The organism is Streptosporangium roseum DSM 43021 (assembly GCF_000024865.1).
Classification (GTDB): domain Bacteria; phylum Actinomycetota; class Actinomycetes; order Streptosporangiales; family Streptosporangiaceae; genus Streptosporangium; species Streptosporangium roseum.
Genome location: NC_013595.1, coordinates 1,616,321 through 1,640,027 on the forward strand (window position 1 = coordinate 1,616,321; position 23,707 = coordinate 1,640,027).

Below are 23,707 nucleotides of genomic sequence, written 5' to 3' on the forward strand. Positions count from 1 at the left end.
GCAGGGAGGCCGTTCGGAGGGCGGCGGAGGGCGCTTGGGAGTGGGGGGAGTGGGGTCAGGGCGCCCCGGCCGATGGGCCGCTCACGACATCGGCTCCCTTCTCGGTGCCGGCCCCTCCCGCGAATCCGGCTCGCCGGCCTGTGCCGTCCCGTCCAGCGGCGCGGGCTCCGGGAGATAGGGCTCCGGGACACAGGTCGGGGGCGACCCGTCCTCCTTCCACTCGGCGTTGACGTTGGAGGCGTTGACCGGCCTCATGTCCGCGGCCACGTAGATCTCCAGGGCGAAGGCCAGCGCCACCACGAACATCACGGCGACGCCGGGGAACCCCCCGATGGCCTGGGCGCCCTTCCACGCGGCCGCCCCCACCAGAGCGGACGCCGGCAGGGTGATCAGCCACACCGCCCCCATCCGGGACACCAGACCCCACCGGATCCTGCGCCTTCCCAGTCCCGAGCCCAGGATCGAGCCACAGCACACGTGGGTGGTCGACAGCGGGAAGCCGAAGCTCGACGCGGCGAGGATCATCGCGGCCGAGGATGTCTCGGCGGCGAACCCCTGCGGGCTCGCGATGTCCATCAGTCCCTTGCCGACGGTCCGGATGATCCGCCATCCGCCGACATAGGTTCCCAGGGCCATCGCGGTCGCGCTGCTCACGATCACCCACGTCGGCACGGTGGCGCCGTCGCCGATCGCGCCGCTGGCGATCAGCGCGAGCGTGATGACGCCCATGGTGTTCTGGGCGTCGTTGTTGCCGTGGGCCAGCGACACCAGCGAGGCCGAGCCGATCTGCCCGATCCGGAACCCTCGTTCGCGCAGGCGGCCGGACACGTTCCTGGTGATCCTGTAGACGAGGTAGGTGCCGCTGGCCGCCACGAGAACGGCCGCCAGCGGAGAGAGGACCGCCGGGATGAGGATGTCCGACACGATCTTCTGCCCATGGACCGCGGAGGTGCCCGCCGAGACGAGGGTCGCGCCCACCACGCCGCCGATGAGGGCGTGCGTCGAGCTTGACGGAAGGCCGAAGTACCAGGTCACCAGGTTCCACACCAGCCCGCCCAGCAGGCCGGCGAAGACGACCATCAGCGTGATCGCGTCGCCGCTCACGATCCTCTCGGCGATCGTGGCCGCCACCTTCAGTGACAGGAAGGCTCCGACGAAGTTCAGGACGGCCGCCAGTGCGACGGCCATGTGCGGCCGCAGCGCCCCGGTCACGATGGACGTCGCCATCGCGTTGGCGGTGTCATGGAACCCGTTGCTGAAGGCGAAGACCAGCGCCGTCGCGACCACGACGAAGAGCAGCAGCGGGCCTACGTCCATACACATGCCCTGATCTGCTTCGGCGATGGATAATCCATCTTCCCCGTAAAATTCGGAATTCGCCCCGGACGAGCGCGGCGGTGCCGGTCCCCGCCGCGAGGACGCCGGGGACGAGCAGGCGGGCCGGGTTCCTTACGGGCCGTCACCTCCGTGACAGGTCGTGCCCGGAGGGACGCCGGGGATCAGTGGATGAGCTCGTAGGCCTCGGGCCGCATCCTCCGGGTGCGCGCCCAGTACTCGAAGGTGAAGCCCGGCCAGACCGTCCGGTTCACGCCGTGCTCGTCCAGGTACCAGCTCTTGCAGCCGCCCTCGTTCCAGACCAGGTCGTGCAGGCGGCTCTGGAGGCGGTCGTTGAACTCGCGCTGGACCTCGGGCCGGACGTCCAGGGCTCTGGCCCCGGTCCTCGACAGCAGGCGCAGGCAGTCGATCACGTAGCGGACCTGAGACTCGATCATGAAGACGACCGAGTTGTGACCCAGGCCGGTGTTGGGGCCGAGCAGGAAGAACAGGTTCGGGAATCCGGCGGTGGTGATCCCGTAGTAGGCCTCGATGCCGTCCTGCCAGGCCTCCTGGATCTTCCGGCCGTTCCTGCCGACGATCCGCTGCTCGTTCAGCGCGTCGGTGACCTTGAATCCGGTGCCGTAGACGATCACATCCACCTCGATCTCCCGGCCGGTGGAGTCGATGATCGAGTTCTCCCGGATCTCGGCCACCCCGTCGGTGATCACTTCGACGTTGTCCCTGCTCAGGGCGGGATAGTAGTCGTTGGAGATGAGGATGCGCTTGCAGCCGATCGTGTAGTCGGGGGTCAGTTTGGCGCGCAGCCCCGGGTCGGGGACCTGCCGGGCCAGGTGGCGCAGGGCCATCGTCTGGTGCGCCTTCATCAGGCGCGGGTCGATGGTGAAGCCGAGCGCGCGGGTCTCCAGTGCCCAGTAGATCGAGTTGCGCAGCGCCCGCGCGGCGCCGGGCAGGGCGAGGGCCTTCTTCATCCGGGGCGAGATGGGGAAGTCGGGCTTGGGCTGGATCCACGGGGGCGTCCGCTGGAACAGGTGGAGCCGGGAGACCTGCCGGGCGATCCGCGGCACGAACTGGATGGCCGAGGCGCCGGTGCCGATCACCGCGACCCGCCTGCCGGTCAGGTCCACCGAGTGGTCCCACTCGGCCGAGTGGAAGGAGGGGCCGCGGAAGCTCTCGCGGCCCGGGATCTCCGGGAGCGACGGCACGTGCAGGGCGCCGATCCCCGAGACCACCGCGTTGGTGCTGAGCGTCCCGCCGTCGCCGGTGCTCACCCGCCAGTGGCCGGCGTCGTCGTCGTACTCCAGCCCGACGACGTCCTTGCCGAACCGGAAGTGCGGTGCCAGGCCGTACTTGGCGATGCATGTCCGCATGTAGTCCCAGATCTCGGTCTGCGGGGAGAACATGCGCGACCAGCCGGGGTTGAGCTCGAAGGAGAAGGAGTACATGTGCGAGGGGACGTCGCAGGCGCAGCCCGGGTAGGTGTTGTCCCGCCAGGTGCCGCCGATGTCGGCCGCCTTCTCCAGGATCACGAAGTCGTGGTAGCCGGCTTCCTTCAGCTTGATCGCCATGCCCAGCCCGGCGAAGCCGGAGCCGATGATCGTTATCCCGGGACGCGTGCTCATACGGTCTCCCTGCTGGCTCTCCTGGCGGCGCATGGGTCTGGAGCCTCCTGGCGTACGGCGCAGCCCAGGTGGCGAGGGCGTTCCGTACTATTGGACGACTCGTCCAATGTAGTTGGCGGATCCCCGGGCCGTCCATACTCGGGCGGGTGAGCCGCCTCACACCGACTGGTCGGTATGCATCCTTCCCGGAACGGCGTGGAAAGACTCCCGGGGAACGCGAAAAGCGCCGAGGGCGATGCCGTCGGCGCTGTCGGTTGCCCGATCCCTAGAGGATCAGATAGGCGGCTATGGCGGCGACGACCAGCACCGCGACCACCACGACGATCGGCACGACCGGCGACCGCTTCTGGGGGGCGGCCTCCGGCTCCTTCCGCTGAGCGAACGCGCGGAACTGCTGGGTGTTGCCAGCCGGGTCAATCTGAGGATCAGACATGGGTCGACTTTAGCGATATGGCATGCCCTCCGACACCGATTTGTGCCACTTTCGCGGAGAGCCGGTGACGTGTGGGGCCGGTGGCGCCCGTGAGGTGCGGTCCTGGGGACGGGACCGCCGACCGGGGCGGATAGCGTGGTGTCATGCTCCGGATCCTGTTCTCTCCTCGCGTGCTGGTGCTCCACCTGCTCGCGATCGGAGCGCTTGTCGTGTGCGGACTGCTCGGCCGCTGGCAGCTCGGCGTCTTCGAGGATTCCGGCAAGCCCCAGGCGACCCGGGACCCCGCCCCGGTGGCGGTCGGCACCCTCACCCAGCCCGGCAGGCACCTGACGAGTGACGCGGTCAGCCGCCAGGTGACGGCGGAGGGGACCTTCGACGGGTCCAAGCAGCTCCTGGTGGCCGAACGGGACGGCGGCCTGTGGCTGCTCACCCCGCTCGACCTCGGCGACGGCACCTCGATCCCCGTCGTGCGCGGCTGGGTGCCCCGGGCCGGCGACCCGGCCGTCGCCGTACCGGCGGGCAAGGTGACCGTCACCGGACGGCTGCAGCCCTCGGAGGCCACCGACAGCGTGCAGCGCCGTATCCGGCAACTGCCGCAGGGCCAGGTGCTGACCGTGTCGTCGGCCGAGCTGGTCAACCTGTGGCGGGGCACGAAACTGCGCGACGGGTTCGTGGTGGCCGGTGCGCAGTCACCGGCCCCGGCCGTCGCGGCCAAGCCGGTGAGCGTGCTCCCGCCGACCGTGGCCGGCGGCCTCACCTGGCGCAACCTCGCCTACGCCGCCCAGTGGTGGATCTTCGGCCTGTTCGCGGTCTTCATGTGGTGGCACTTCGTGCGCGACATCCTGCGCGGCCGTACGGCTGAGCGGGAGCAGAAGCCCGGCCCCGAACCGGCCGCAGCCTGAGGCCGCATATCGTTTCAGTGTCCGAACCCCAAGACCGAGGTAGATGACCGTGGACTCCGCCCTCAAGCCCTTCCGCATCCTGGCGTACATCGTCGGCGTGATGCTGCTCGTCCTGGTCACGTGCATCGTGCTCAGGTACGGGTTCGGCATCGAGGGCCCGTCGAAGATCGTCTCTCCGATCCACGGCTTCCTCTACATGCTGTACCTGGTGGCCGCGATGAACCTGGGCATGAAGGCCCGCTGGTCATGGCAGTACATCGTGGGCGTGATGCTGGCGGGCACCGTGCCGCTGCTGTCGTTCGTGTTCGAGCGCAAGGTCACCCGGCGCGTGGAGGCCGAGCTCGCGGCGGCCCCGACGCCAGCCTGACCAGCCGTTTCACGGCCACCCGGCAGCCGGTCCCGCCCCGGCGTCCACCGGCTCACGGCCGTCCGCCGGCGGGAGCCGCCGGCACCGACGGGCCGGGGCTCGCCTCCCGGTGGGAAGCGAGCCTCCCGGCACCGCGTCAGCGGCCCAGACCGCGCCTGCGGGCGCGCTTGAGCCGCTCGCGCTGGGACGGATCGAGCATCAGGTAGCCGACGACCGGGGCGGCGACGACGCCAAGGACGACCAGCAGGGTCAGCCAGCCGGGCAGGAGCAGCCACGCCAGGACCACAGCTACCCCGGCGCCGATCGCGTATTTCTGGACGGGCGACATCCTCAACATCCTCCGAACGCGGAGCCGACGCCCCGCCTCTGTTCATTCTGCGTCGTCCGTCCAACGTGTGGGTGCGTCACCGCGTTCCATCCGAGATATATCGTGATTATCCGGCCAGTGCCCTGAGCGTCGCGACGCCGCCGGGGTCGGCGTCCGTCGCGACGGGCACCAGGGCCACCTCGTCCACGCCCGCCTCGGCGTAGGCACCGAGCCGCTCGCGCACCGCCCCCACGTCGCCGAGGAGGGCGACCGACTCCAGCAGGCCGTCGGGGATGGCGGCCAGCAGTTCCCGGGGGTGCGGCCGGGTCCTGGCGAACTCCACGACGTCCCCGAACCCGGCCTCGGCGAACATCTCGCCGTATCCCGGCGCGGCCAGGTAGCCGACGACGCCCCGCCGTATCCGGTCGACCGCCTCGCGGCCGGGGTCGACGGCGGCCGTCACCCAGGCCGCCACCCTCGGCGGGGGCCCCTCGGACGCGGTACGGAGGTCGGCGACCAGGCGGGCGGCGGAGGCCGGGGTGACCAGGTTGAGCACCATCCGGTCGGCCGTCGCGGCGGTCCGCACGGCGGAGGCGCCGAAGGCCGCCACGCTCAGCTCGGAGCGCGGGGCCGGGAGCCGGAGGTGGTAGCCGCGGCTGCTCAGGCATTCGCCCGCGAAATCCGACCTGCCGCCGTCGAGCAGCGGCCTGAGCGCCCGCACCGCCTCCCGCAGCGCCGTCGCCGCCCGCGCCCGGGAGCGGCCGTGCCAGCCCTCCACGACCAGCGGGCTCGACGTCCCGACCGCCACGTCGACCGGCCTGCCGACGAGGTCGGACACCGAGGCCACCCCCATGGCGATCATCATGGGATCCCGTACGGTGACCGCCAGCGGCCCGACGGTGAGCCCGATCCGCCCCGTGGCCAGCCCTACGGCGGTGGCCAGCGCGAACGCGTCGTAGGTGGCCATCTCGCCCACCCACAGCTCGCCGTATCCCAGCTCGTCGGCCGCCCTCGCCGTCAGCAGGGCCTCACCGGCGGGCCGGTCCTGCCACAACCCGAGCGAGACGCCCAGCTTCACGGGACCCGCCGCGGGCCTCATCCGGCGCGCTCCAGGAGGAGGGCCGAACCGCTGCCCGCGGCGCCGCTGACGGCGGCGACGCCGTAGCGGGCCCGGCGGCGGTCGAGCTCGTCGAGACAGGCGGCGACGAGGAGGGCGCCGGTGGCGCCGAAGGCGTGGCCCATGGCGATGGTGCCGCCGTTGACGTTGAAACGGTCGTCGCCGACCTTCAGGTCCCGCTGGAACTTCAGGCACAGGGCCGCGAAGGCCTCGGCGAACTCGTAGACCTCGACGTCGCCGGGGGTCAGCCCGGCCTTGGCGACGACCCGCTCGACCGCGAGCTGGCCCGCGGTGAGCATGGTGACGGGGTCGACGACGGCGGTCGCGGTGGCGACGATCCTGGCCCGGGGCGGCGTCCTCAGGTCCGCGGCGGCCCGCTCCGAGCCGACCAGGACCAGGCCCGCCGCGTCGCACAGGCTGGGGGAGGTGCCCCGGGTGTGCAGGTGGCGGATCTCGCCGAGGCCGGGCCGGTGCCTGCGGACGATGGCGTCCTGGTCGTCCTGCCCGGCGAAGGCGGGGGCCATCGCGGTGAACGCCTCCAGGGTCAGCCCCGGCCGTACGTGCTCGTCGTGCCGGAGGCCGTTCACCGGCAGCAGCGAGCGCTCGTAGCGCCCGGCCGCCCAGGCCCGCGCCGCCAGGGTCTGGGTGCGCAGGCCGTAGGCGTCGAGCTCCTCGCGCTCGAAGCCCTCGGCCGTCGCGACCACGTCGGCCGCGATGCCCATGTGGATCGACCCGACCTTGTCCACCACCGCCGGGTCGGCCCACAACGGCCCGCCGTCGGAGAACATCGGCACCCGGGAGACCGACTCGACCCCACCGGCGATCACGGTGCCGCCCTGGCCCGACTCCACCAGCGCGAAGGCGGTGCGGATCGCGTCGATGCCCGAGGTGCAGTAGCGGTTGACGGTCATGCCCGGGGTGTCGAACCCGGCGGTCAGCGCGGCGGTCCGGGCCAGGTTGCCGCCCTGGTCGCCGTTCTGCGAGGCGCAGCCGACGACCATGTCGTCGGCCCGTTCGACGCCGGTCCGCTCGCGCAGGCCGTGCAGCAGCCTCTCCAGCATGGCCAGCGGCGTCACGCCGGCCAGCCCGCCGCCCGGCCTGGCCTTGCCCCGCGGGGTCCGGACCGCGTCGTAGAGGTAGGCCGTCATCGGAGCGGCCCCCGCCGGGTCTCACGCGTCCATGACGTGCTCCGGGCACCCGCCCGTGACGTGCGCCGCGAGCCCGCCCGTGACGTGCTCCGGGCACCCGTCCGTGAAGTGCTCGCGGCGCCCGCCCGTGACGCGCGCCGCGAGCCCGCCCGTGGCGTGCCGCGCCGGGCCCCGTGCGGCGGTCTCATCCGGTCCCGCCCTTCAGCTGGTCGGCGCGGACCCAGGTGGCGTGGAAGCCGAGCGGCACGCGCTGGGGGAGGATGATCCGGGCTACCGGCCCGGCACTCAGGTCCGCGGCGTGCAGGACCTGCACCTCGGAGGTGCCCTCGCGCTCGTCGGTGACGAAGCTGACGAGGTAGCCGTCCTCCTCGGCGGTGGCGCCGTCACGCGGGGCGAACGGCGCCTCGCTGCCGTAGCGGTGCTCGCCGTAGGAGTAGGTCTCCTTGGCGCCGGTCACGTTGTCGTAGCGGACCAGGCCGTCGAAGAGGTTGGTGGCGGCGTCCTTGACCGAGACGTTGTAGGCGTAGCGCGACCTCCGGCCGGTCAGGCGGGCGTCGATCGACGGGAACTCGGTGTTGTGGTCCGGGTCGACGGACTCCTCGTGCGTCCGGCCGGTGCGCAGGTCGAACCGGTAGCGGTGCATCCGGGCGTCGAGCTTGAGGTAGGAGATCATCCGGGCCAGCGGGCTCCCGCTCCCGGCGGGCGCGGGCCGCGACACCCGGCACACGTCCATGACGATCTCGTCGCTCTCCTCCCAGGAGTTGACGACGTGGTAGATGTAGCAGGGTTCCGCCTCGAACCAGCGGATCTCGTGCGCCTGGCCCCGGCGCGGGATGACCCCGAAGCGGGAGGGCAGCTCCCGGTTGAAGGTCAGCTTGTAGCGGCCCTGCCGGGCGGCGTCCATGTCCTGGTAGAGCGGCAGGTCCATGAGGATCGCGTGGTTGGCGGTGATCGCCATGTCGTGCGGCAGCCGTGCCCCGGGCAGGTCCGGCTCCACGCAGTGCTCCACCCGGCCTCCGGCGCCGACCACCCCGTAGCGCAGATAGGGCCTGCCGGGCCCGTAGTCGAACCAGAACAGCTCCCCGGTCCGCTCGTCCAGCTTGGGGTGCGCCATGAAGTCGCCGGTCAGGGTGTCGAGGAAGGTCTCCGCGCCCAGCGCCTCCAGGCTGAGGGGGTCCATGCCGTACGGCGCGCCGCACAGGTACCAGGTCGTGAGGACCTTGCCCCGATGGAAGATCACATCGGTGTTGGCCGAGTCCTTGAGGTTGAGCCCGCGGGTGTTGCCGAACGGGTTGCCCTTGGGGTTCTCCATGACGCCGGTCCAGAGCGATCTTCCGGCGGCCGACTCCGCCTCGAACGCCCTGGTCCTGACATAGCGGTTGCGGTAGCGGGCCCTGCCGTTCTCGAAGTGCACGGCGTGCACCATGCCGTCCCCGTCGAACCAGTGGTAGCGCCCCTTGGCCGGGAACCGCGCGTTCGGCCCGTTGCGCAGGTAGACGCCGTTGAGATCCTTCGGGATCTCCCCGACGACCTTGAGGTTCTCCGCCGTGATCTCGTCCTGGACCGGGGCGTAGACGCCCATCAGGTACGGATTCGGCTCGCCCGACTCGTCGATGACCACCACAGGTTCCGCCATACCCCGGAAGCTACGATAAAAGAAGTCAGCCCGTCAACGGTCATGAGGTCCTGATCGTCCCGTCAGGGAGTGGGTCAAACTATCCAAGGCAAGATCGAGTTGGTTAGCGTGGCACTTCATCAGCGGATTCGAGGCGGCACCGGAGGACGGATCGTGAGCGGCACCGAGCGGAGGACGGCGCGGGCTGAGCTCAGTGCGATCGGGCAGGCACTGGCGATCCTGGGGGACCGGTGGGTCCTGCTCATCCTGCAGCGGGCCTTCCTGCTGCGGATCCGGACCTTCGCCGGGTGGCGGGACGCGCTGGGGATCTCCGAGTCGGTGCTCGCGGCCAGGCTCAAGGAGCTGGTCGACCACGGGATCTTCGAGCTGGCCGCCTACCGCGACGGGCGGACCCGCTACGAATACCGGCTGACGGAGCGGGGACTGCGCCTGTGGACGCTGCTGGTGGCCATCCACACATGGGAGCGGGACTGGGCGGACCGGGGACGGCTCCCGCCGCTCCTGCACCACCTGTGCGGCCACGACGCGGAGCCGTACCTCGGGTGCGGCGCGTGCCGGGAACCGATGAGCGCCCGCGACACCCACACCGAGCCCGGTCCGCTGGCCACCTTCTCCCGGAGCGGCCCGCCCCGCCGGCACCGGCGTACGGTCCGCCCCGACGCCGCCCCCGACCTGATCGGCTACTGCCCGGACTCGATGGAGATCCTCGGCGACCGCTGGAGCACCAGCATCCTGGCCGGCGCCTTCCTGGGCACCCGCCGCTTCGTCGACTTCCAGGAGGGCCTCGGCATCGCCCCCTCGGTCCTCACCGACCGCCTGCGCCGCTTCGTCGAGCTCGGAGTCTTCGACCCGCGCCCCGACGGCTCCTACCGCCTCACCGACAAGGGCCTGGCCTTCTTCGAGGTCTTCGCCTTCCTGGTCGACTGGGCCCAGCACGAGCTCGCCGCCCCCGAGGGCTCCGCCCTGGCCATCACCCACCGCCCCTGCGGCGCCTCCCTCGACCCGGTCCTGCTCTGCGCGGCCTGCACCCAGCCCCTGCGCCGCCGGGAGGTGCGCTTCGTCCTCGACGGCCAATAGGCTGCCCACCACCGGCGACGGGAGGCCGCACGCATGCGCTGTCACATGGCCGCGGCCAGGGCTCTGGCGGTCCTGTCCGTGCTGCTGACCGTCGTGGTCGCGTGCGGCGCCGACAGGCCCCGGCCGTCGTCGCTGCTGATCGCCACCGGCCAGCACGGGGGCGTCTACCTCGACTACGGCACCGGGCTCGCCAAGGCCGTCTCCAGCGCCCTTCCCGGGATCCGCCCGCAGGTGCTGACCACCGGCGCCTCGGTGGACAACCTGAGGATGATCACGGCCCGGCGGGCCGACGTCGCGTTCGCCCTGGCCGACTCGGCGGCGCTCGCCGTACGGGGCGCCCCGCCCTTCGACCGCCCGCAGCCGGTGCGGGCGCTCGCCCGGCTGTACGACAACTACGTCCATCTGGTCGTCCGGGCCGATTCGGGCATCACGTCGCTGGCCGGGCTGCGCGGCAAGGTGATCGCCGGCGGCGCGGCCGGATCGGGGACGGAGGTCATCGCGGAACGGCTGCTGCGCGTCGCGGACCTCGATCCGGACCGGGATCTGACAGTGCGCAGCATGGATCTGGAGGCCTCGGCGGAGGCGCTGCGCGCCGGGACGATCGACGCGTTCTTCTTCTCCGGGGGGCTGCCCACCAAGACGATCAGCGAGCTCGCGGCCCGGCGGATCATCCGCCTCGTCGATCTGCGGTCGTACGCGGGCCCGATGAGGCGGCGCCACGGCGAGTTCTACAGCGAGCGCACCATCCCCGCCTCCACCTACGGCCTGCCGGAGAGCGGCACGATCGGCATACCCGACTACCTGATCGTGCGGGAGGACATGGACGACACGCTGGCCTACGCCCTGACCGAGCTGCTGTTCACCCATCGCGAGGCCCTGGAACAGGCGCATCCGGAGGCCCGCAGGCTCAACGTGCGCGCCGCGCTCTCGACGGACCCGGTCATCCTGCATCCCGGCGCGGTCCGCTACTACCGCGGCACCCGGTCCTGAGGCTTCAGGCGCAGCCGGACCCTGACGTCCAGGCCGCGCGGTTCCCGCGCGAGCAGGTCGACGGAGCCGCCGGAAGCCGTCACCAGAACCGCCACGATCGACAGGCCGAGCCCCGAGCCGTCCACGTTCTGGTGGGCGGGAGACCGCCAGAACCGCTCCAGCGCCCGCGTGAGGGCCTCTCCGGAAAGCCCCGGCCCGTCGTCGACGACGTGGATCTCCGCGAGGTCGCCCGCCGGTTCGACGTGCACCGTCACCTCCTCCGCCCCGAACTTCAGCGAGTTGTCGATCAGAGCGTCCAGCAGCTGGTCGAGCGCCTCGGGCACGGTCATGACAGGCCTGCCGACGTCGCCGGTACGGCGGAGCGTCACCCCGAGCTCCGCCGCCCGGGGACGCCAGGCGTCCACCCGCCGGTCGGCGACGTCGTCGGCGTCGACCGCGACCAGCCCGGCTCCGGCCGTCTCGTCCTCGTGCCTCTGCGCGCGGGCGAGCGCGAGCAGCCCCTCCAGCGTGCGGGCCAGGCGGTCGGTCTCGTCGAGGGTGAGCTCGTGCTCGCGCAGGCCACTCGCGCGCAGATGATCCGCGAGGTTCTCCACCCGCAGCCGCAGCACGCCGAGAGGGGTGCGCAGCTGGTGGCCGGCCTGGGAGACGAAGGCGCGCTGCCGGTCGAGCATGTCGGTCACGGTGTCCGCCATCACGTTGAAGGAGGCCGCCAGGCGCCGCAGCTCCGGCGGCCCGGTGGTGCGGGCGGCCCGGGCGTCCAGCCGCCCCTGCGTGATGTCGTGGGTGACCGCGTCGAGCTCGTGCACGGGACGGAGCGTCCAGCGGGCCAGGCGTCTGGCGGCGGCCCAGGTCAGGCCGAGCGCGACCAGGCAGCCAAGAACGATCATCGCCCAGACCCTGGCGATCCGGCCGCGCAACCGGTCGGTGGGCCCGGCGGTGACCGCCGCCCCCACCACCTCCCCCTCCCGGATCACCGGCTCGACGATCACCAGCTCCTCGCCCCGCCACGGCCAGATGGTCCCGAGTTCGGGCCGGTCCGCGGAGAGCCCCCGCTCGATCAGCTTCCGCGTCCGCGCGCCGGTGAGCGACAGGGCGGGCGGCCAGGCCGCGACGGCCCGACCGTCCCGGTCCACCACCGCGGCACCGATGCCGAACAGCTCGTGGTAGCGGGCGAGCTCGGCGCGTAGCCGTTCGCTCTGCCCGGTGCTCAGCGCGGACTCGGCCAGCGAGGCGAACCGCAGCGTGTCCCCCTGCTGCTCGATGAAGGCGGTCTGGGTGCCGTTCGCGGCCACGTTGGCCGCGAACGGCACCGTGAGCGCGACCAGCGACAGGGCCAGCAGCGACATGTAAATGATCAGCAGGCGGCGGCGCATGTCAGGGTTTCCGGATGCGGTAGCCGATCCCGCGCACGGTCTCGATCAGCCCCGGCTCGCTCAGCTTCGCGCGGAGACTGGCCACGTGCACCTCCAGGGAGCGCGTGGCGCCGCCCCAGGTGGTCTGCCACACCTCCGCGAGGATGCCCTCCCGGGTGACCACCGCCCCCTCCGCCCGGACCAGGACCGCCAGCAGGTCGAACTCCTTGCGCGTCAGCGGGACCTCCACACCGTCCCGGCGGACCGACCGGCGGACGTGGTCCACCTCGACGGGACCGAAGCGGGCGGATCCGGGCGCCGCGCGGCGATGGCTCCTGACCCGCCGCATGACCGCTTCGATGCGCGCCTCCAGCTCGGCGATCCCGAACGGTTTGACGATGTAGTCGTCCGCGCCCGCCCGCAGGCCCCGGACGCGCTGCGCCTCCTCGCCCCGTGCCGTCACCACGATGATCCCGATCTGGGAGTCCGCGCGGACCTGGCGCAGCACGTCGACGCCGTCGACGTCGGGCAGGCCGAGATCCAGCAGCACCAGCTCCGCCGGGGCCGCGGCCAGCGCCTCACCCCCCGAGCGGGCCCGTTCGACCTGGTGGCCATGGCGCCGCAGAGCCGTCGTCAGCGCGTCGGCGAACCTGTCGTCGTCCTCGACGAGGAGGATGCGCATGTCCATGTCTCCAGGGAGTCGAAGGCTCAACGGTAGCTCAGATCTGGGCGCGTACCCCTCGCCGTGCCGCGGCGCCGTCCGTAAGGTCACGGCAACCCCCCGATCACAACGAAGGAGACGCGCTGTGAGCAGCACCGAAACAGGTCCTCACCTCGGCCAAGACGGACCGCCGGAGCGTACGGCGGGCGAGCGGCGGGTCGTCGCCAACATCCTCAGGGGATCCGTCGGCAATCTCATCGAGTGGTACGACTGGTACACCTACGCCGCCTTCGCGATCTACTTCGCGCCCGTCTTCTTCCCCAAGGGGGACTCGACGGCACAGCTGCTGAACACCGCCGCCGTCTTCGCGGTCGGCTTCCTCATGCGACCGCTGGGCGGCTGGCTGCTCGGCCGGTACGCCGACCGCTACGGCCGCCGCAACGGCCTGACGCTGTCGGTCCTCATGATGGCGGCCGGATCCCTGATCATCACGGTGGCTCCGGGCCACTCCTCCATCGGGGTCATGGCCCCGGTGCTCCTCGTGGCGGCCCGGCTGCTGCAGGGCCTCTCGGTCGGAGGGGAGTACTCCACCTCCGCCACCTACCTCTCCGAGGTCGCCACCCCGGGAAAACGCGGCTTCTACTCAAGCTTCCAGTACGTCACGCTCGTCGCGGGGCAGCTGGTCGCGCTCACCGTGCAGATCATCCTGCAGCAGATGCTCACCGCCGGCCAGATGCAGGACTGGGGCTGGCGCATCGCCTTCGGCATCGGCACGCTCGGGGCGCTGGCGGTCATGTGGCTGCGCCGCGGCATGGAGGAGTCCGAGAGTTTCACCAACCAGTCCCGGGCCGCCGGTCCGGTGCACGGGCAGGGCACGCTCCGCACCCTGATGGGGTATCCGAAGGAGGTCTTCACCGTCGTCGGACTGACCCTCGGCGGGACCGTCGCCTTCTACACCTACACCACGTACATGCAGAAGTTCATGGTGAACACGGTGGGCATCGAGAAGGAGACGGTCTCCTGGATCAACTTCCTGGCCCTGCTCGTCTTCATCTGCCTGCAGCCGATCGCCGGAGCGCTGTCCGACCGGATCGGCCGCCGCGCGCTGCTGATGTTCTTCGGCGTCGGCGGGACGCTGCTCACCGTGCCGATCCTCACCCTGCTGTCCGGCACCGACAGCCCGGTGGGCGCGTTCTTCCTGATGCTGTCGGCCCTGTGCTTCGTGACCGGATACACCTCGATCAACGCGGTGGTGAAGGCGGAGATGTTCCCGACCCACATCCGGGCGCTCGGGGTCGGCCTGCCGTACGCGGTCACGGTGGCGCTCTTCGGCGGCACCGCGGAGTACGTGGCCCTCTGGTTCAAGCAGGCCGGGAACGAATCCCTGTTCTTCTGGTACGTCGCCGGGTGCGCACTGGTCTCCCTCGTCGTGTACGTCCGGATGTGGGAGACCTCCCGCAGGTCCCACATCGACGGTCCGCAGCCGGAGGCGGCCACCGCGTCGTGAACCGGCCGGCCCCGCTTCAGCGCGTCCGGCTGAGGCTTCCGAGGACCCACCGGCCGGTCCGGAGCGCGGCCTCGCGGGTGTCGCCGCCGGGGTCGGTCTCGCCGCCGCGCTGGTACTGGACGGAAACCACGAGGTTGGCCGCCCGGAAGACCACCCCCGTGTAGTAGGTGAGCTGGTTGGTGGCCTCCAGGGAGTAGGCCTCTGCGGCGACCCCGGGCAGGGCCTTCGGAGGCCGGGTCAGGATGAGCGGCAGGTTGGTCGAGGTCCTGGTCCGGTCGCCGTCCTCCTTGAGGAAGCGCGTGTAGCCGGCGTGCGCCTTCTCTCCGGAGGAGAACCGTATGGTCTGGATCCAGAGCCGGTAGCGCATGTTCGTCGGCTGGCCGGTGTCGTCGCTCTTCCAGGCGCACCGGCCGGGCCCATCCTTCGACGGGCGGGGGTTCAGCGACAGCTCGGCCGCCTGCTCCCCGGAGATGAGGGCGCAGGGGTCGGGAGCCTTGGCGAAGGAGGCGGGGAGCGGTACGGGGACGGCGGGCGCCGGCGGGGCCGGACGGGGCCAGAGCCAGAAGGCGCCCGCGGCGACGGCGGTGACGATCGCGGCGGCCGCGGCGATGACGAGGGGCCCGCGCCGGGAGCGGGAGGTGACGGGGTGGGGAGCGACCCGCTCCAGGGACAGGCGGACCGAGGTGGCGTCGGGCCGGTGGGAGGGGTCGGCCGACAGCAGGCCTTCCACGAGCGGGGCCAGCGGCCCGGAACCGGTCGGCCCGGCGGCGGCGGGGGCGGCCATCGGAGTCCCGTCCGCCATGCGGGGGACGGTCTGGGGCCCGGTGTCCGGCGCCCGGCCCTCGATGGCGGTGAACAGGGTGGTGCCCAGGTCGCGCAGATTCCCGGCGGGCGCGGGGTCCGCCACGCCGGTCAGCACGACCCGGCCGTCAGGGGTGAGCAGCACGGTCTCGGGCGTGGCCGCGAGGTGGAAGCCCCGCTCATGGGCGGCGGTCAGCGTGTCCAGAACGCGCAGGCCGATCTCGGCCGCGCGCTCGGAGGAGAGCGGCCCGTCGGAGCGGACGGTCTGGAGCAGTGAACGGCCCTCGACCGACTCCAGGACCAGCCACATCCGCTCGGGGGTGGAGATCACGTCGTGGAGGGTGGTGATGCCGGGGTGCCGGAGGTCGGCCGCCGCACGGATCTGGCCGATGAGCCAGTCGCGGTGCGGTCCCGGAGGCGGGAGCCGTACCTCGGTGATCGTGACGTCGCGGTTGAGCAGCTCGTCGCGGGACCGCCACGAGGTGCCCGTGCGGTCGCGGCGCTCCAGCAGCCGGTAGCGCCCGGCGAGCAGGTTCGGGTCGCTCATGCCCGCCGCTCCGGTGCGGGCCCCGGCGGAGAGGTGCCCTCAGTCACGGCTGTTCAGCTCCTCGGCGACCAGGCGCGCGGCGTGGAGGGCGTGCTTGCGCAGCTCCGTGCCGGCGCGTTTCCCCTCCTCTGACACGTTGACCTCGACCAGCAGGTTGCTCACCCGGAAGCGGATGATGGCGTGGGCCCGATCCAGGGCGACGATGTCGTAGGAGAACGCCTCCGTTCCGACCCGGCTCACGTTCCTGAGGGGACCGGTCGCGCCGAGGAGGCCGGTCCCCTCGTCGGCGGCGATCTTGGTGCGTTCGGCGGCGAAGAACTCGTGGGCCGCGACGTGGGCGGTCCTCCCCGGCACGGCCGCCTGGTGGGCGACGGAGACGCGCAGCCGGCGCACGTCGGACGGACCGTCCCAGCTGCAGTAGGCCTCCCGGTCCCCTTCGGCCTTCATGTCCGTCGGGGTCGCGCCGGGCACCACGGTCCGGCTCTGCGCCCGGGTCAGCAGGGTGCACGGCTCGGGGGCGGCGGCGAACTGCCCGGCCCGCGGGTCGGAGGCGCCGGGAGAGGCCGCGGGCGTCCCGGAGGCGCCCGGGGTCGTCACGAGCACCGCCGCGGTCACGCCCGCCGCCACCACCACCGCCAGCCCCGCCCCGACGAGCCATCCCGTACGGCGGGGCGCGGGAGCCGGCGCCGCCCCCCGGGCCGGCTCCCGCGCCTGCGCCTGCAGCTGCGTCTGCGTCTGCGTTTGCGTTTGCGTTTGCGTCTGAGGGGAGAGCGGACCGGCGGGCAGTCCCTGGGCGACCCGGTGCAGGGCCGTGCGGAGAACAGCCGCTCCGGGACGGTCCCGGGGATCCTTGACCAGCATGGCGAGCAGGACGGGGGCCAGGCCGCCCGCCCGGGAGGGGAACGGGGTCTCCTCGGTGAGCACCGCGCCCAGGGTGGCGACCGGCACGCTGCGCTGGAACGGGCTCTGCCCCTCGACGGCGGCGTAGAGGGTCGCGCCCAGGGACCACAGGTCGGCCGCCGGGCCGTCGCCGGTGCCGCGCAGCCGTTCCGGGGCCATGTAGCCGGGGGAGCCGACCAGCGCGTCCGGGGAGGTGAGCTGGACGTCGCCCTCCAGCGTGGCGATGCCGAAGTCGGTCAGCAGCACTCCGCCGTCGTGGGCGAGCATGATGTTGGCCGGTTTCACGTCGCGGTGCATGATGCCCCGGCTGTGCGCCAGGGCCAGCGCGTCGAGCACGGCCAGGCCGATCGCCGCCACCCGCTCCGCCGGGAGCGGCCCGTCCTGGCGGATCACCTGGGCCAGGGAGCGGCCCCGGATCAGGTCCATCACGATCCAGGGGCGGCCGTCCTGGGCGATGACGTCGTGCACGGCCACGATGGACGGGTGGCCCAGCCGGGCGGCGGCGCGGGCCTCGCGGAGGGTGCGCTCCCGCATCTCGGCACGCTGCGCCTCGGGGAGGCCCGGGCCGAGCTTGACCTCCTTGATCGCCACCTCGCGGTGGAGCAGCTCGTCCTGGGCCCGCCAGACCACGCCCATGCCGCCCGCGCCGAGCTGCCCCAGCGCCCGGTAGCGGCCCGCGAGCACGGGCAGCGGCTGATCAGCCATCGGTCTTCAACGACTGGGTGAGCCAGCGGGCGGCCTTCTGGGCGCCCGCCGCGATCTCGCCGTCGCGGTCCTCCTTGACGCCGCCCCGTTCGTACTCGACCTGGGCGATCAGGTTGCCGACCCGGAAGAGCACGGTCGCCTTGTAGGAGCCGCCGTAGAGGTTGATCGAGTTGTAGCCGCCCGTGGTGAAGGCCTCCTCGCCTATCCCCTTCAGGCTCTGGGGCGGCGCGGGCTTCGGGGTCGCGAACTTGCCGCTCGCCACGAGGTCCGTCCTCTTGCCGGACAGATACTCCTTCGCCCGCTCGACCCCGGAGGCGTCCGGCTTCTGGGCGACCAGCCGTACGCGGAGGTCGAACTTCTCCGGGCTGGGCTTGCGCCAGTCATGCTGATTGAGCCAGTCGCACGCGGCGGGCTCGACCTCCGAGCTCCTGAAGCCCGGCACGAGCTCGTTCACCTGCTTGTCGTCGAGCAGGCTGCAGGCGCGAGGCGCGGTGGCGAACAGGCCCTTGGCGCCGGCGGCGGGTGCGGCGGTGGCGTCGCCCTCGCCGGAGCCGTCGCCCGGCGAGGCGAGCAGGACGCCGATGGCGACCGCCATGCCGAGGACCAGGACACCGGTCAGCGCCACGACCGGGCGGGGCACCAGCACCCCGGCCCGCCGGTCGGAGCGTCCGGCCGGTCCGGCCGGTCCGGCCGGACCGGCGGGACTGGTCGGGCCCGTCGATTCGCCCTGCGCCGGAGAGGCGGGGAGAACCTCGCGTGGCCCGCCGGTGGCGGGGACGAGTTCCTGCGAGGCGGGGGCGCCGGAAGGGGGCGGGGCCTGCGGGGGAACCCCCGGCCCGCGCGGATCCGCGGGGATCGGCGCGATGGCCGCCGGATCGGAGGCGGCCCGGGGCGGCATGGTGTCCGCGGAGTCGAAGACGGGCTGGGGCGGTGAGGCCGCCTCCGGGGTGGAGGGCTGCGCCGTCGCGGTCAGCACCGGGACGGTGGACTGCGTCTCGAAGGGCGCCGAGGGGAGCGGGACTCCGGACAGCGCGTCCGAGGGGGACGGCGCGTGGGAGGAGGGGGCGGCGGATCTCGCGTCCGGGGGACCCGACAGCGCGTCCGCGGGAGGCGGCCCCGACAGCGGGTCCGCGGAGGGCAGCGGATCCGGAGGAGAGAGCAGGTCCGCGGGGGCGGGGGGCAGCGGGGCCGGGGCCTCGCCGCGGCTCTGGGAGATGCCGAGCAGGATGTTGCGCAGGGTGCCGGGGTCGGGCCGCCGGGCGGGGTCGCCGGAGAGCAGCTGGAACAGGACCGGCGCGATCGGGCCCGCGTTCTCGAGGGATCCCCCGGGTGACGGCGCCCGCCCCTCGACGGCGGTGTAGAGGGTGGCACCGAGCGACCACAGGTCGGCCGCCGGGCCCGTCACGCCCTCGGGGGCGGTGAAGGTCGGGGACCGGAAGGTCGGCGCGCTGAGGATGATCTGGTCGTAGGGACCGAGCAGCACCGAGCCGGGCCGTACGTCACCGTGGAGCATCCCCTGGCCGTGCACGACCACGAGCTGGTCCAGCACGGCGAGGCCGACGGTGGCGGCCTGCTGCGGCGCCATGGGCCCGAGCCGCCCGATCACCTGCTCCAGCGAGGCCTGTTCCAGCACCGCCGGGCTCGGTGCCCCGGTGGAGGCGGGCCCGCCGGCGTGCCTGCCCTGCGATCGAGGGACGTCTGGGTGGTTCATCCGGTCGCTTTCTGCTTGTTCAGCGCGTTCGCGATCCAGGTGGCGGCGGTATGAGTGCCGGTCTGGATCGCGGGGCCGTCCTTGCTGCCGTCCACCACGGTGTAGCTGACGTCGACGACGAGGTTGTCGACGCGGAGCACCACGTGGCTCTTTTCGAGCCTGCCGGTCTTCCGGTTCTCGTAGAGGTCGTAGCCGAAGGCCTCGTCCCCGACCGGCTTGACCGTCTGCGGGCCGGTGGCCCTGGCCGAACGGCTCCCGGCCTGGATGCCCGACCAGCTCCAGGCGGTCTCCCCGTTGGGGAGGATGCCGTTGCGCTGGTTCACGAAGAGTTCGTGGGCCTGGCGCGGGCTCTTGCCCCACTGCTTGGCCGCGCCCGACGGGTGGACCTCCAGGCCGATCCCGGGGGTCGTCCACTGGCAGCCCCCCTCGTTGGTCGGCTGTCCCTCCGTCTTCAGGGCGGGCAGGAGCTCCTTGAACGTGGCCGTGGGGACCAGTTCGCACAGGTTCACCGGGGTGGCGAAGACGCCGGGCCTCTCGCTGAGCCGCACCGGCTCGTCCGGGACCGTACGGTCCGCGAGCAGGTGGGTCACGCCCATGGCGGCCCCGATGACCGCCGCGACCGCCGCCACCTCGGCGGCGGCCCACAGGGCCGTGCGTCGTCCCCCGCGCGGGGCGGGCGCGGGCGCCGCCGGGCGCAGGGGGATCGGCTGCGGGTGGGACGGGGGCGGGAGGGCCGCGGCCGGTCGGGAGGGGAGCGGGAGTGGGACGGCCGGGCGGCCGAGGGCGAGCTCCTGCAGGGTCTGGGCGACGGCGTCGAAGGACGGCCGGGCGTCTGGCCATGGGGCGAGCATGAGCATCAGCAACGGGCCCAGCGCGCCTGCCCGCTCGGGCGGCCTGGCCGGTTCGGTGAGCACCCGGCTGATCGCCGAGATGGGCGTCTCCGCCGGGTGCGGCGGCAGGCCCTCGACGGCGAAGTAGAGGGTGGCGCCCAGCGACCACAGGTCGGAGGCGGGGCCGCCGCGCTCGCCGCGCAGGCGCTCGGGGGCGATGTAGTTGGGCGAGCCGACCAGGCGGCTGGTGAGCCCGTCCGCCGTCTCGTCCTCAAGCATGGCGATGCCGAAGTCGGTGAGGACGGCCCGGCCGCTCCGGGTGAGGAAGACGTTGCCCGGTTTGACGTCCCGGTGCACCACCCCGGCGGCGTGCGCGGCGGCGAGCGCGCTGAGGATGCCCACGCCGACCCTGGCCGCCTGGCGCACCGGTAGCGGCTGCCGTTCGCGGACCGTCTGCTCCAGGGAGGCGCCCGACAGCAGCTCCATGACGAGCCAGGGCCGCTCCTGCTCGACGATCACGTCGTGGACGGTCACGATCGACGGATGTTTGAGCCGGGCGGCCACGTTCGCCTCGCGGAGCGCCGCGGCGCAGATCTCCTGCCGTCTGACGGGGTCGAGGTCCGGCGGGAGCCGTACCTCCTTGACCGCCACGTCCCGGCCGAGCATCTCGTCGGCGGCGAGCCAGACCGTGCCCATCCCGCCCTCGGCGAGGGGATTGAGCAGCCTGTAGCGGCCCGCTAGCACTCGAGTGTCGATCCTGCTCACCCCGTTCGATGTCCCATCGCGGACAGAAACATAGCCACTTACCGCTCTATGGACCAATGAAGAAGGATCAATACCCGCCCATTGACCCCTGGCTTCTGTTTTCGTAGTGTCGCGGGCATCCTCCCTAGCGCCTGGAGTCGCGATGAAGCGCCTGCACACGGAAGAGCGGATCGCCCGTTACACCGCCGAAGGCTGGTGGACCGAGGACACGGTCGACGGGCTGCTCCGCGCCCAGGTCGAGGCCCGGCCGGACGCGCCCGCGATCGTGGACCCGCCCAACAAGGCCGGCCTGCTGCCGGGCGACGTCAAGCGGCTGACCTGGGCCGAGCTCGACCGCGAGGTGGACAGGGTGGCCCGGGTCCTGCTCGGCCGGGGCATCGGCGCGGGTGACGTGGTCGCCGTGCAGCTCCCCAACAGCGTGGAGCTGGCGGTCACCTTCCTGGCGGTGATCCGGATCGGCGCGGTGGTCACCCCGTTCCCGGTGCAGTACCGCGAGTACGAGCTGAACCAGCTCGGCGCGCTGGCCCGCGCGAAGGCCTTCGTCACCGCGTCCGGGCCGCACTCCGCCGTCCGGGCGCCGGAGGGCGTCCCGGTCCTCGTCTGGGGAGGCGAGCTCGACACCGCGACCGGTGATCCCGCCGCCGACCCCTCCGGTGGCTACGCGGCCCACCCGGCCGACCCCGTGACCATCTGCTGGACCTCCGGCACCGAGGCCACCCCCAAGGGGGTGCCCAGGTGCCACTACGACTGGCTCGCGGTCGCCGTCACCTGCGTCGCCGCCCCCGGGCTCACCGCCGGCGACGTCATCCTCAACCCGTTCCCGATGGTCAACATGGCCGGGATCGGCGGGGTGTTCCTGCCCTGGCTGAAGACCGGTGCCGTGCTCGTCCAGCACCACCCCTTCGACCTTCCGACCTACCTGGGGCAGATCGCCGCCGAACGCGTCACCTACACCCTCGCGCCGCCCGCGCTGCTGACGATGCTCCTCCAGCAGGAGGCGGTCCTGGCCCGGACCGACCTGACCACGCTGACCCGGATCGGCTCCGGCTCCGCACCGCTCCCGCCGCCGATGGTGAAGGGCTGGCAGGACAGGTACGGCATCGCGATCATCAACTTCTTCGGGTCCAACGAGGGGGTCGCCCTGCTCTCCGACCCGGTCCACATGCCCGACCCCGAGGATCGGGCGCGGTTCTTCCCCCGGCCCGACGCCCCCGGCACCACCTGGCCCGGCACCCTGGGCGCCGTCAGGACCAGGCTGGTCGACCCCCTCGGGGGTGAGATCACCGAGCACGGGGTCCCGGGAGAGCTCCGCCTGGCCGGCCCGACGGTCTTCTCCGGCTACCTTCCCGGTACGGCCTCCGCCGACCCGTTCGACGACGAGGGCTACCTCTTGACCGGAGACGTGTTCGAGATCGCCGGGGACGAGGGGCAGTACCTGCGGTACGTGGACCGGGCCAAGGACCTGGTCATCCGGGGCGGGATGAACATCGCCCCGGCCGAGCTGGAGTCACTGGTCGCCGGGCATCCGGCGGTGGCCGAGGTGGCGGTCGTCGGATACGCCGACGAGGTGCTCGGCGAGCGGGTCTGCGCCGTGGTCGTCCCCGAGCCGGGCCGGAGCGTGGACCTCGCCTCGGTCGTCGGCTTCCTCCGGGAGAGGGGCATCGCCTCCTACAAGCTGCCCGAGCGCCTGGAGGTCGTCGGGGCGCTGCCCAGGAACCCCCTGGGCAAGATCCTCAAGAGGGACCTGAAGGAGTCGCTGGGCGGGCTCCCGGAAGGGGTGAACGGCCGATGAGCGCGGTTCACGTCCTCGGGGGGCACCAGACGGATTTCGCCCGCAACTGGGCAGCGGAGGGGCTCGGCCTGTTCGACATGCTCAGGGAGACCTCCCTGGGGGCGCTGGAGGCCGCCGGCGTACCGGCCTCCGAGATCCAGGTCGCGCACGTGGGGAACCTGGCGGGGGAGCTGTTCGCCGGGCAGGCCCAGCTCGGCGGCATGATCGCCTCGATGGATCCCGCGTGGGCGATGCTGCCGACCTCCCGGCACGAGGCCGCCTGCGCGTCCGGGTCGATGGCGCTGCTGGCCGCGATGGCCGATCTGGAGGCCGGGCGCTACGACGTCGCGCTGGTGGCCGGGGTCGAGCTGATGCGCAACGTCGGGGCCCGGCAGGCGGCCCGGCACCTGGGCAGCGCCGCCTGGGCGGGCCGGGAGGCCTCCGGCGCCGACTTCCCGTGGCCGAGCCTGTTCGCCGAGATCGCCGACACGGTGGACGCGCGTCACGGGCTCGACTCCGCCCATCTCGCGCGGATCGCGGAGATCAACCACGGCAACGCGCTGCGCAACCCGCTGGCCCAGGCGCGGTCGTGGTCGTTCCCCGACGGGTGCTTCGGCCCGGACGACACGCTCAACCCGGTGGTCGAGGGACGGCTGCGCAAGTACGACTGCGGCCGCATCACCGACGGGGCCTCGGCGGTGGTGCTGGCCTCCTCGCGGCATCCGGCGGCCTCGGGCAGGCCGGTGATCTCCGGCTGGGGGCACCGGACCGCGCCCATGCTGCTGGCCGACAAGCTCCGCCTCTCCGCGGGCGGGCCGTACCTCTTCCCGCACCTGCGTCAGGCCGCCCTGGACACCTACGCCCGCGCCGGTCTGGCCGGCCCCGGGGACCTGGACGTCATCGAGACGCACGACTGCTTCACGGTCACCGAGTACGTCGCGCTCGACCACCTGGGGCTGACCCCGCCCGGCGAGTCGTGGAAGGCCGTGGAGGCCGGGACGATCGACTTCGACGGGTCCCTGCCGGTGAACCCGTCGGGCGGCCTGATCGGCCTCGGCCATCCGGTGGGCGCGACCGGGGTGCGGATGATGCTGGACGCCTGCCGTCAGGTCACGGGTACGGCGGGCGAGTGCCAGGTCCCGGGGGCCCGCACGGCGCTCACGCTGAACATCGGCGGAAGCTGCACCACCGTCGCGGCCTTCGCCGTCACCCTGCCCTCCTGA

20 protein-coding genes are annotated in these 23,707 nt (G+C 72.6%); 7 read left to right on the forward strand and 13 right to left on the reverse strand.

Translation table 11 applies throughout. The features are described 5' to 3' along the window. Window positions 1–81: 81 nt before the first annotated feature. The 3 genes from SROS_RS07340 to SROS_RS50790 form a co-directional block, all read right to left on the reverse strand. The gene (locus tag SROS_RS07340) at window positions 82–1,323 is read right to left on the reverse strand and encodes an inorganic phosphate transporter (RefSeq protein ID WP_218919823.1); all 1,242 of its coding nucleotides are present in this window, start codon (window positions 1,321–1,323) and stop codon (window positions 82–84) included. A 176-nt stretch (window positions 1,324–1,499) separates the two neighbouring features. Next, the gene (locus tag SROS_RS07345) at window positions 1,500–2,957 is read right to left on the reverse strand and encodes a flavin-containing monooxygenase (RefSeq protein WP_043651536.1); all 1,458 of its coding nucleotides are present in this window, start codon (window positions 2,955–2,957) and stop codon (window positions 1,500–1,502) included. A 265-nt stretch (window positions 2,958–3,222) separates the two neighbouring features. Next, the gene (locus tag SROS_RS50790) at window positions 3,223–3,390 is read right to left on the reverse strand and encodes a hypothetical protein (protein ID WP_012888267.1); all 168 of its coding nucleotides are present in this window, start codon (window positions 3,388–3,390) and stop codon (window positions 3,223–3,225) included. Window positions 3,391–3,533: 143 nt separating this feature from the next. Between SROS_RS50790 and SROS_RS07350 the strand changes: the two genes are divergently transcribed. Both SROS_RS07350 and SROS_RS07355 read left to right on the forward strand, forming a co-directional pair. Continuing rightward, window positions 3,534–4,292, forward strand: coding sequence for an SURF1 family protein (locus tag SROS_RS07350; RefSeq protein ID WP_012888268.1), 759 nt, complete (start codon window positions 3,534–3,536; stop codon window positions 4,290–4,292). 43 nt (window positions 4,293–4,335) lie between these two features. Further along, a complete protein-coding gene (locus tag SROS_RS07355) occupies window positions 4,336–4,659 on the forward strand; it encodes a DUF3817 domain-containing protein (RefSeq protein ID WP_043651538.1) in 324 nt (107 codons plus the stop codon). Window positions 4,660–4,795: 136 nt separating this feature from the next. On the opposite strand, the gene SROS_RS07360 is transcribed toward SROS_RS07355, so the two are convergent. The 4 genes from SROS_RS07360 to SROS_RS07375 form a co-directional block, all read right to left on the reverse strand. Then, window positions 4,796–4,987, reverse strand: coding sequence for a hypothetical protein (locus tag SROS_RS07360; RefSeq protein WP_012888270.1), 192 nt, complete (start codon window positions 4,985–4,987; stop codon window positions 4,796–4,798). Window positions 4,988–5,093: 106 nt separating this feature from the next. Then, the gene (locus SROS_RS07365; protein WP_012888271.1) at window positions 5,094–6,065 is read right to left on the reverse strand and encodes an LLM class F420-dependent oxidoreductase; all 972 of its coding nucleotides are present in this window, start codon (window positions 6,063–6,065) and stop codon (window positions 5,094–5,096) included. Then, window positions 6,062–7,231, reverse strand: coding sequence for an acetyl-CoA C-acyltransferase (locus tag SROS_RS07370; protein WP_012888272.1), 1,170 nt, complete (start codon window positions 7,229–7,231; stop codon window positions 6,062–6,064). Before SROS_RS07370 ends, SROS_RS07365 begins: the two co-directional genes overlap by 4 nt. Window positions 7,232–7,415: 184 nt before the next feature. Continuing rightward, the gene (locus tag SROS_RS07375; protein ID WP_012888273.1) at window positions 7,416–8,867 is read right to left on the reverse strand and encodes a carotenoid oxygenase family protein; all 1,452 of its coding nucleotides are present in this window, start codon (window positions 8,865–8,867) and stop codon (window positions 7,416–7,418) included. A 153-nt stretch (window positions 8,868–9,020) separates the two neighbouring features. Between SROS_RS07375 and SROS_RS07380 the strand changes: the two genes are divergently transcribed. Both SROS_RS07380 and SROS_RS07385 read left to right on the forward strand, forming a co-directional pair. Further along, window positions 9,021–9,944 (forward strand): winged helix-turn-helix transcriptional regulator, encoded by a 924-nt coding sequence (locus tag SROS_RS07380; RefSeq protein ID WP_012888274.1) that lies wholly within the window; start codon window positions 9,021–9,023, stop codon window positions 9,942–9,944. Window positions 9,945–9,977: 33 nt separating this feature from the next. Continuing rightward, a complete protein-coding gene (locus SROS_RS07385; RefSeq protein WP_012888275.1) occupies window positions 9,978–10,934 on the forward strand; it encodes a TAXI family TRAP transporter solute-binding subunit in 957 nt (318 codons plus the stop codon). On the opposite strand, the gene SROS_RS07390 is transcribed toward SROS_RS07385, so the two are convergent. Together SROS_RS07390 and SROS_RS07395 are read right to left on the reverse strand one after the other, a co-directional pair. After that, the gene (locus SROS_RS07390) at window positions 10,913–12,307 is read right to left on the reverse strand and encodes a sensor histidine kinase (protein WP_012888276.1); all 1,395 of its coding nucleotides are present in this window, start codon (window positions 12,305–12,307) and stop codon (window positions 10,913–10,915) included. The two genes, SROS_RS07385 and SROS_RS07390, sit on opposite strands and share 22 nt — an antisense overlap. Before the next feature lies 1 nt (window position 12,308). Further along, the gene (locus tag SROS_RS07395; protein ID WP_012888277.1) at window positions 12,309–12,968 is read right to left on the reverse strand and encodes a response regulator transcription factor; all 660 of its coding nucleotides are present in this window, start codon (window positions 12,966–12,968) and stop codon (window positions 12,309–12,311) included. A gap of 124 nt (window positions 12,969–13,092) precedes the next feature. Between SROS_RS07395 and SROS_RS07400 the strand changes: the two genes are divergently transcribed. Beyond that, window positions 13,093–14,454, forward strand: coding sequence for an MFS transporter (locus SROS_RS07400; protein WP_012888278.1), 1,362 nt, complete (start codon window positions 13,093–13,095; stop codon window positions 14,452–14,454). Window positions 14,455–14,470: 16 nt separating this feature from the next. Here SROS_RS07400 and SROS_RS07405 read toward each other — a convergent pair whose 3' ends face one another. The 4 genes from SROS_RS07405 to SROS_RS45770 are packed head-to-tail and all read right to left on the reverse strand — an operon-like array spanning window position 14,471 to window position 20,713. Next, a complete protein-coding gene (locus SROS_RS07405; protein ID WP_012888279.1) occupies window positions 14,471–15,802 on the reverse strand; it encodes a serine/threonine-protein kinase in 1,332 nt (443 codons plus the stop codon). Window positions 15,803–15,841: 39 nt separating this feature from the next. Then, window positions 15,842–17,407, reverse strand: coding sequence for a serine/threonine-protein kinase (locus SROS_RS45765; RefSeq protein ID WP_012888280.1), 1,566 nt, complete (start codon window positions 17,405–17,407; stop codon window positions 15,842–15,844). After that, on the reverse strand, window positions 17,400–19,118 hold the full coding sequence (locus SROS_RS07415; RefSeq protein WP_012888281.1) for a serine/threonine-protein kinase: 1,719 nt from the start codon (window positions 19,116–19,118) through the stop codon (window positions 17,400–17,402). The genes SROS_RS45765 and SROS_RS07415 overlap by 8 nt, the downstream gene beginning before the upstream one ends. Further along, a complete protein-coding gene (locus SROS_RS45770) occupies window positions 19,115–20,713 on the reverse strand; it encodes a serine/threonine-protein kinase (protein WP_012888282.1) in 1,599 nt (532 codons plus the stop codon). Before SROS_RS45770 ends, SROS_RS07415 begins: the two co-directional genes overlap by 4 nt. A gap of 142 nt (window positions 20,714–20,855) precedes the next feature. Between SROS_RS45770 and SROS_RS07425 the strand changes: the two genes are divergently transcribed. Together SROS_RS07425 and SROS_RS07430 are read left to right on the forward strand one after the other, a co-directional pair. Next, entirely contained in the window at window positions 20,856–22,505 is a 1,650-nt protein-coding gene (locus SROS_RS07425) for a class I adenylate-forming enzyme family protein (RefSeq protein ID WP_012888283.1), read from the forward strand. Further along, the gene (locus SROS_RS07430) at window positions 22,502–23,707 is read left to right on the forward strand and encodes an acetyl-CoA acetyltransferase (RefSeq protein WP_012888284.1); all 1,206 of its coding nucleotides are present in this window, start codon (window positions 22,502–22,504) and stop codon (window positions 23,705–23,707) included. The genes SROS_RS07425 and SROS_RS07430 overlap by 4 nt, the downstream gene beginning before the upstream one ends.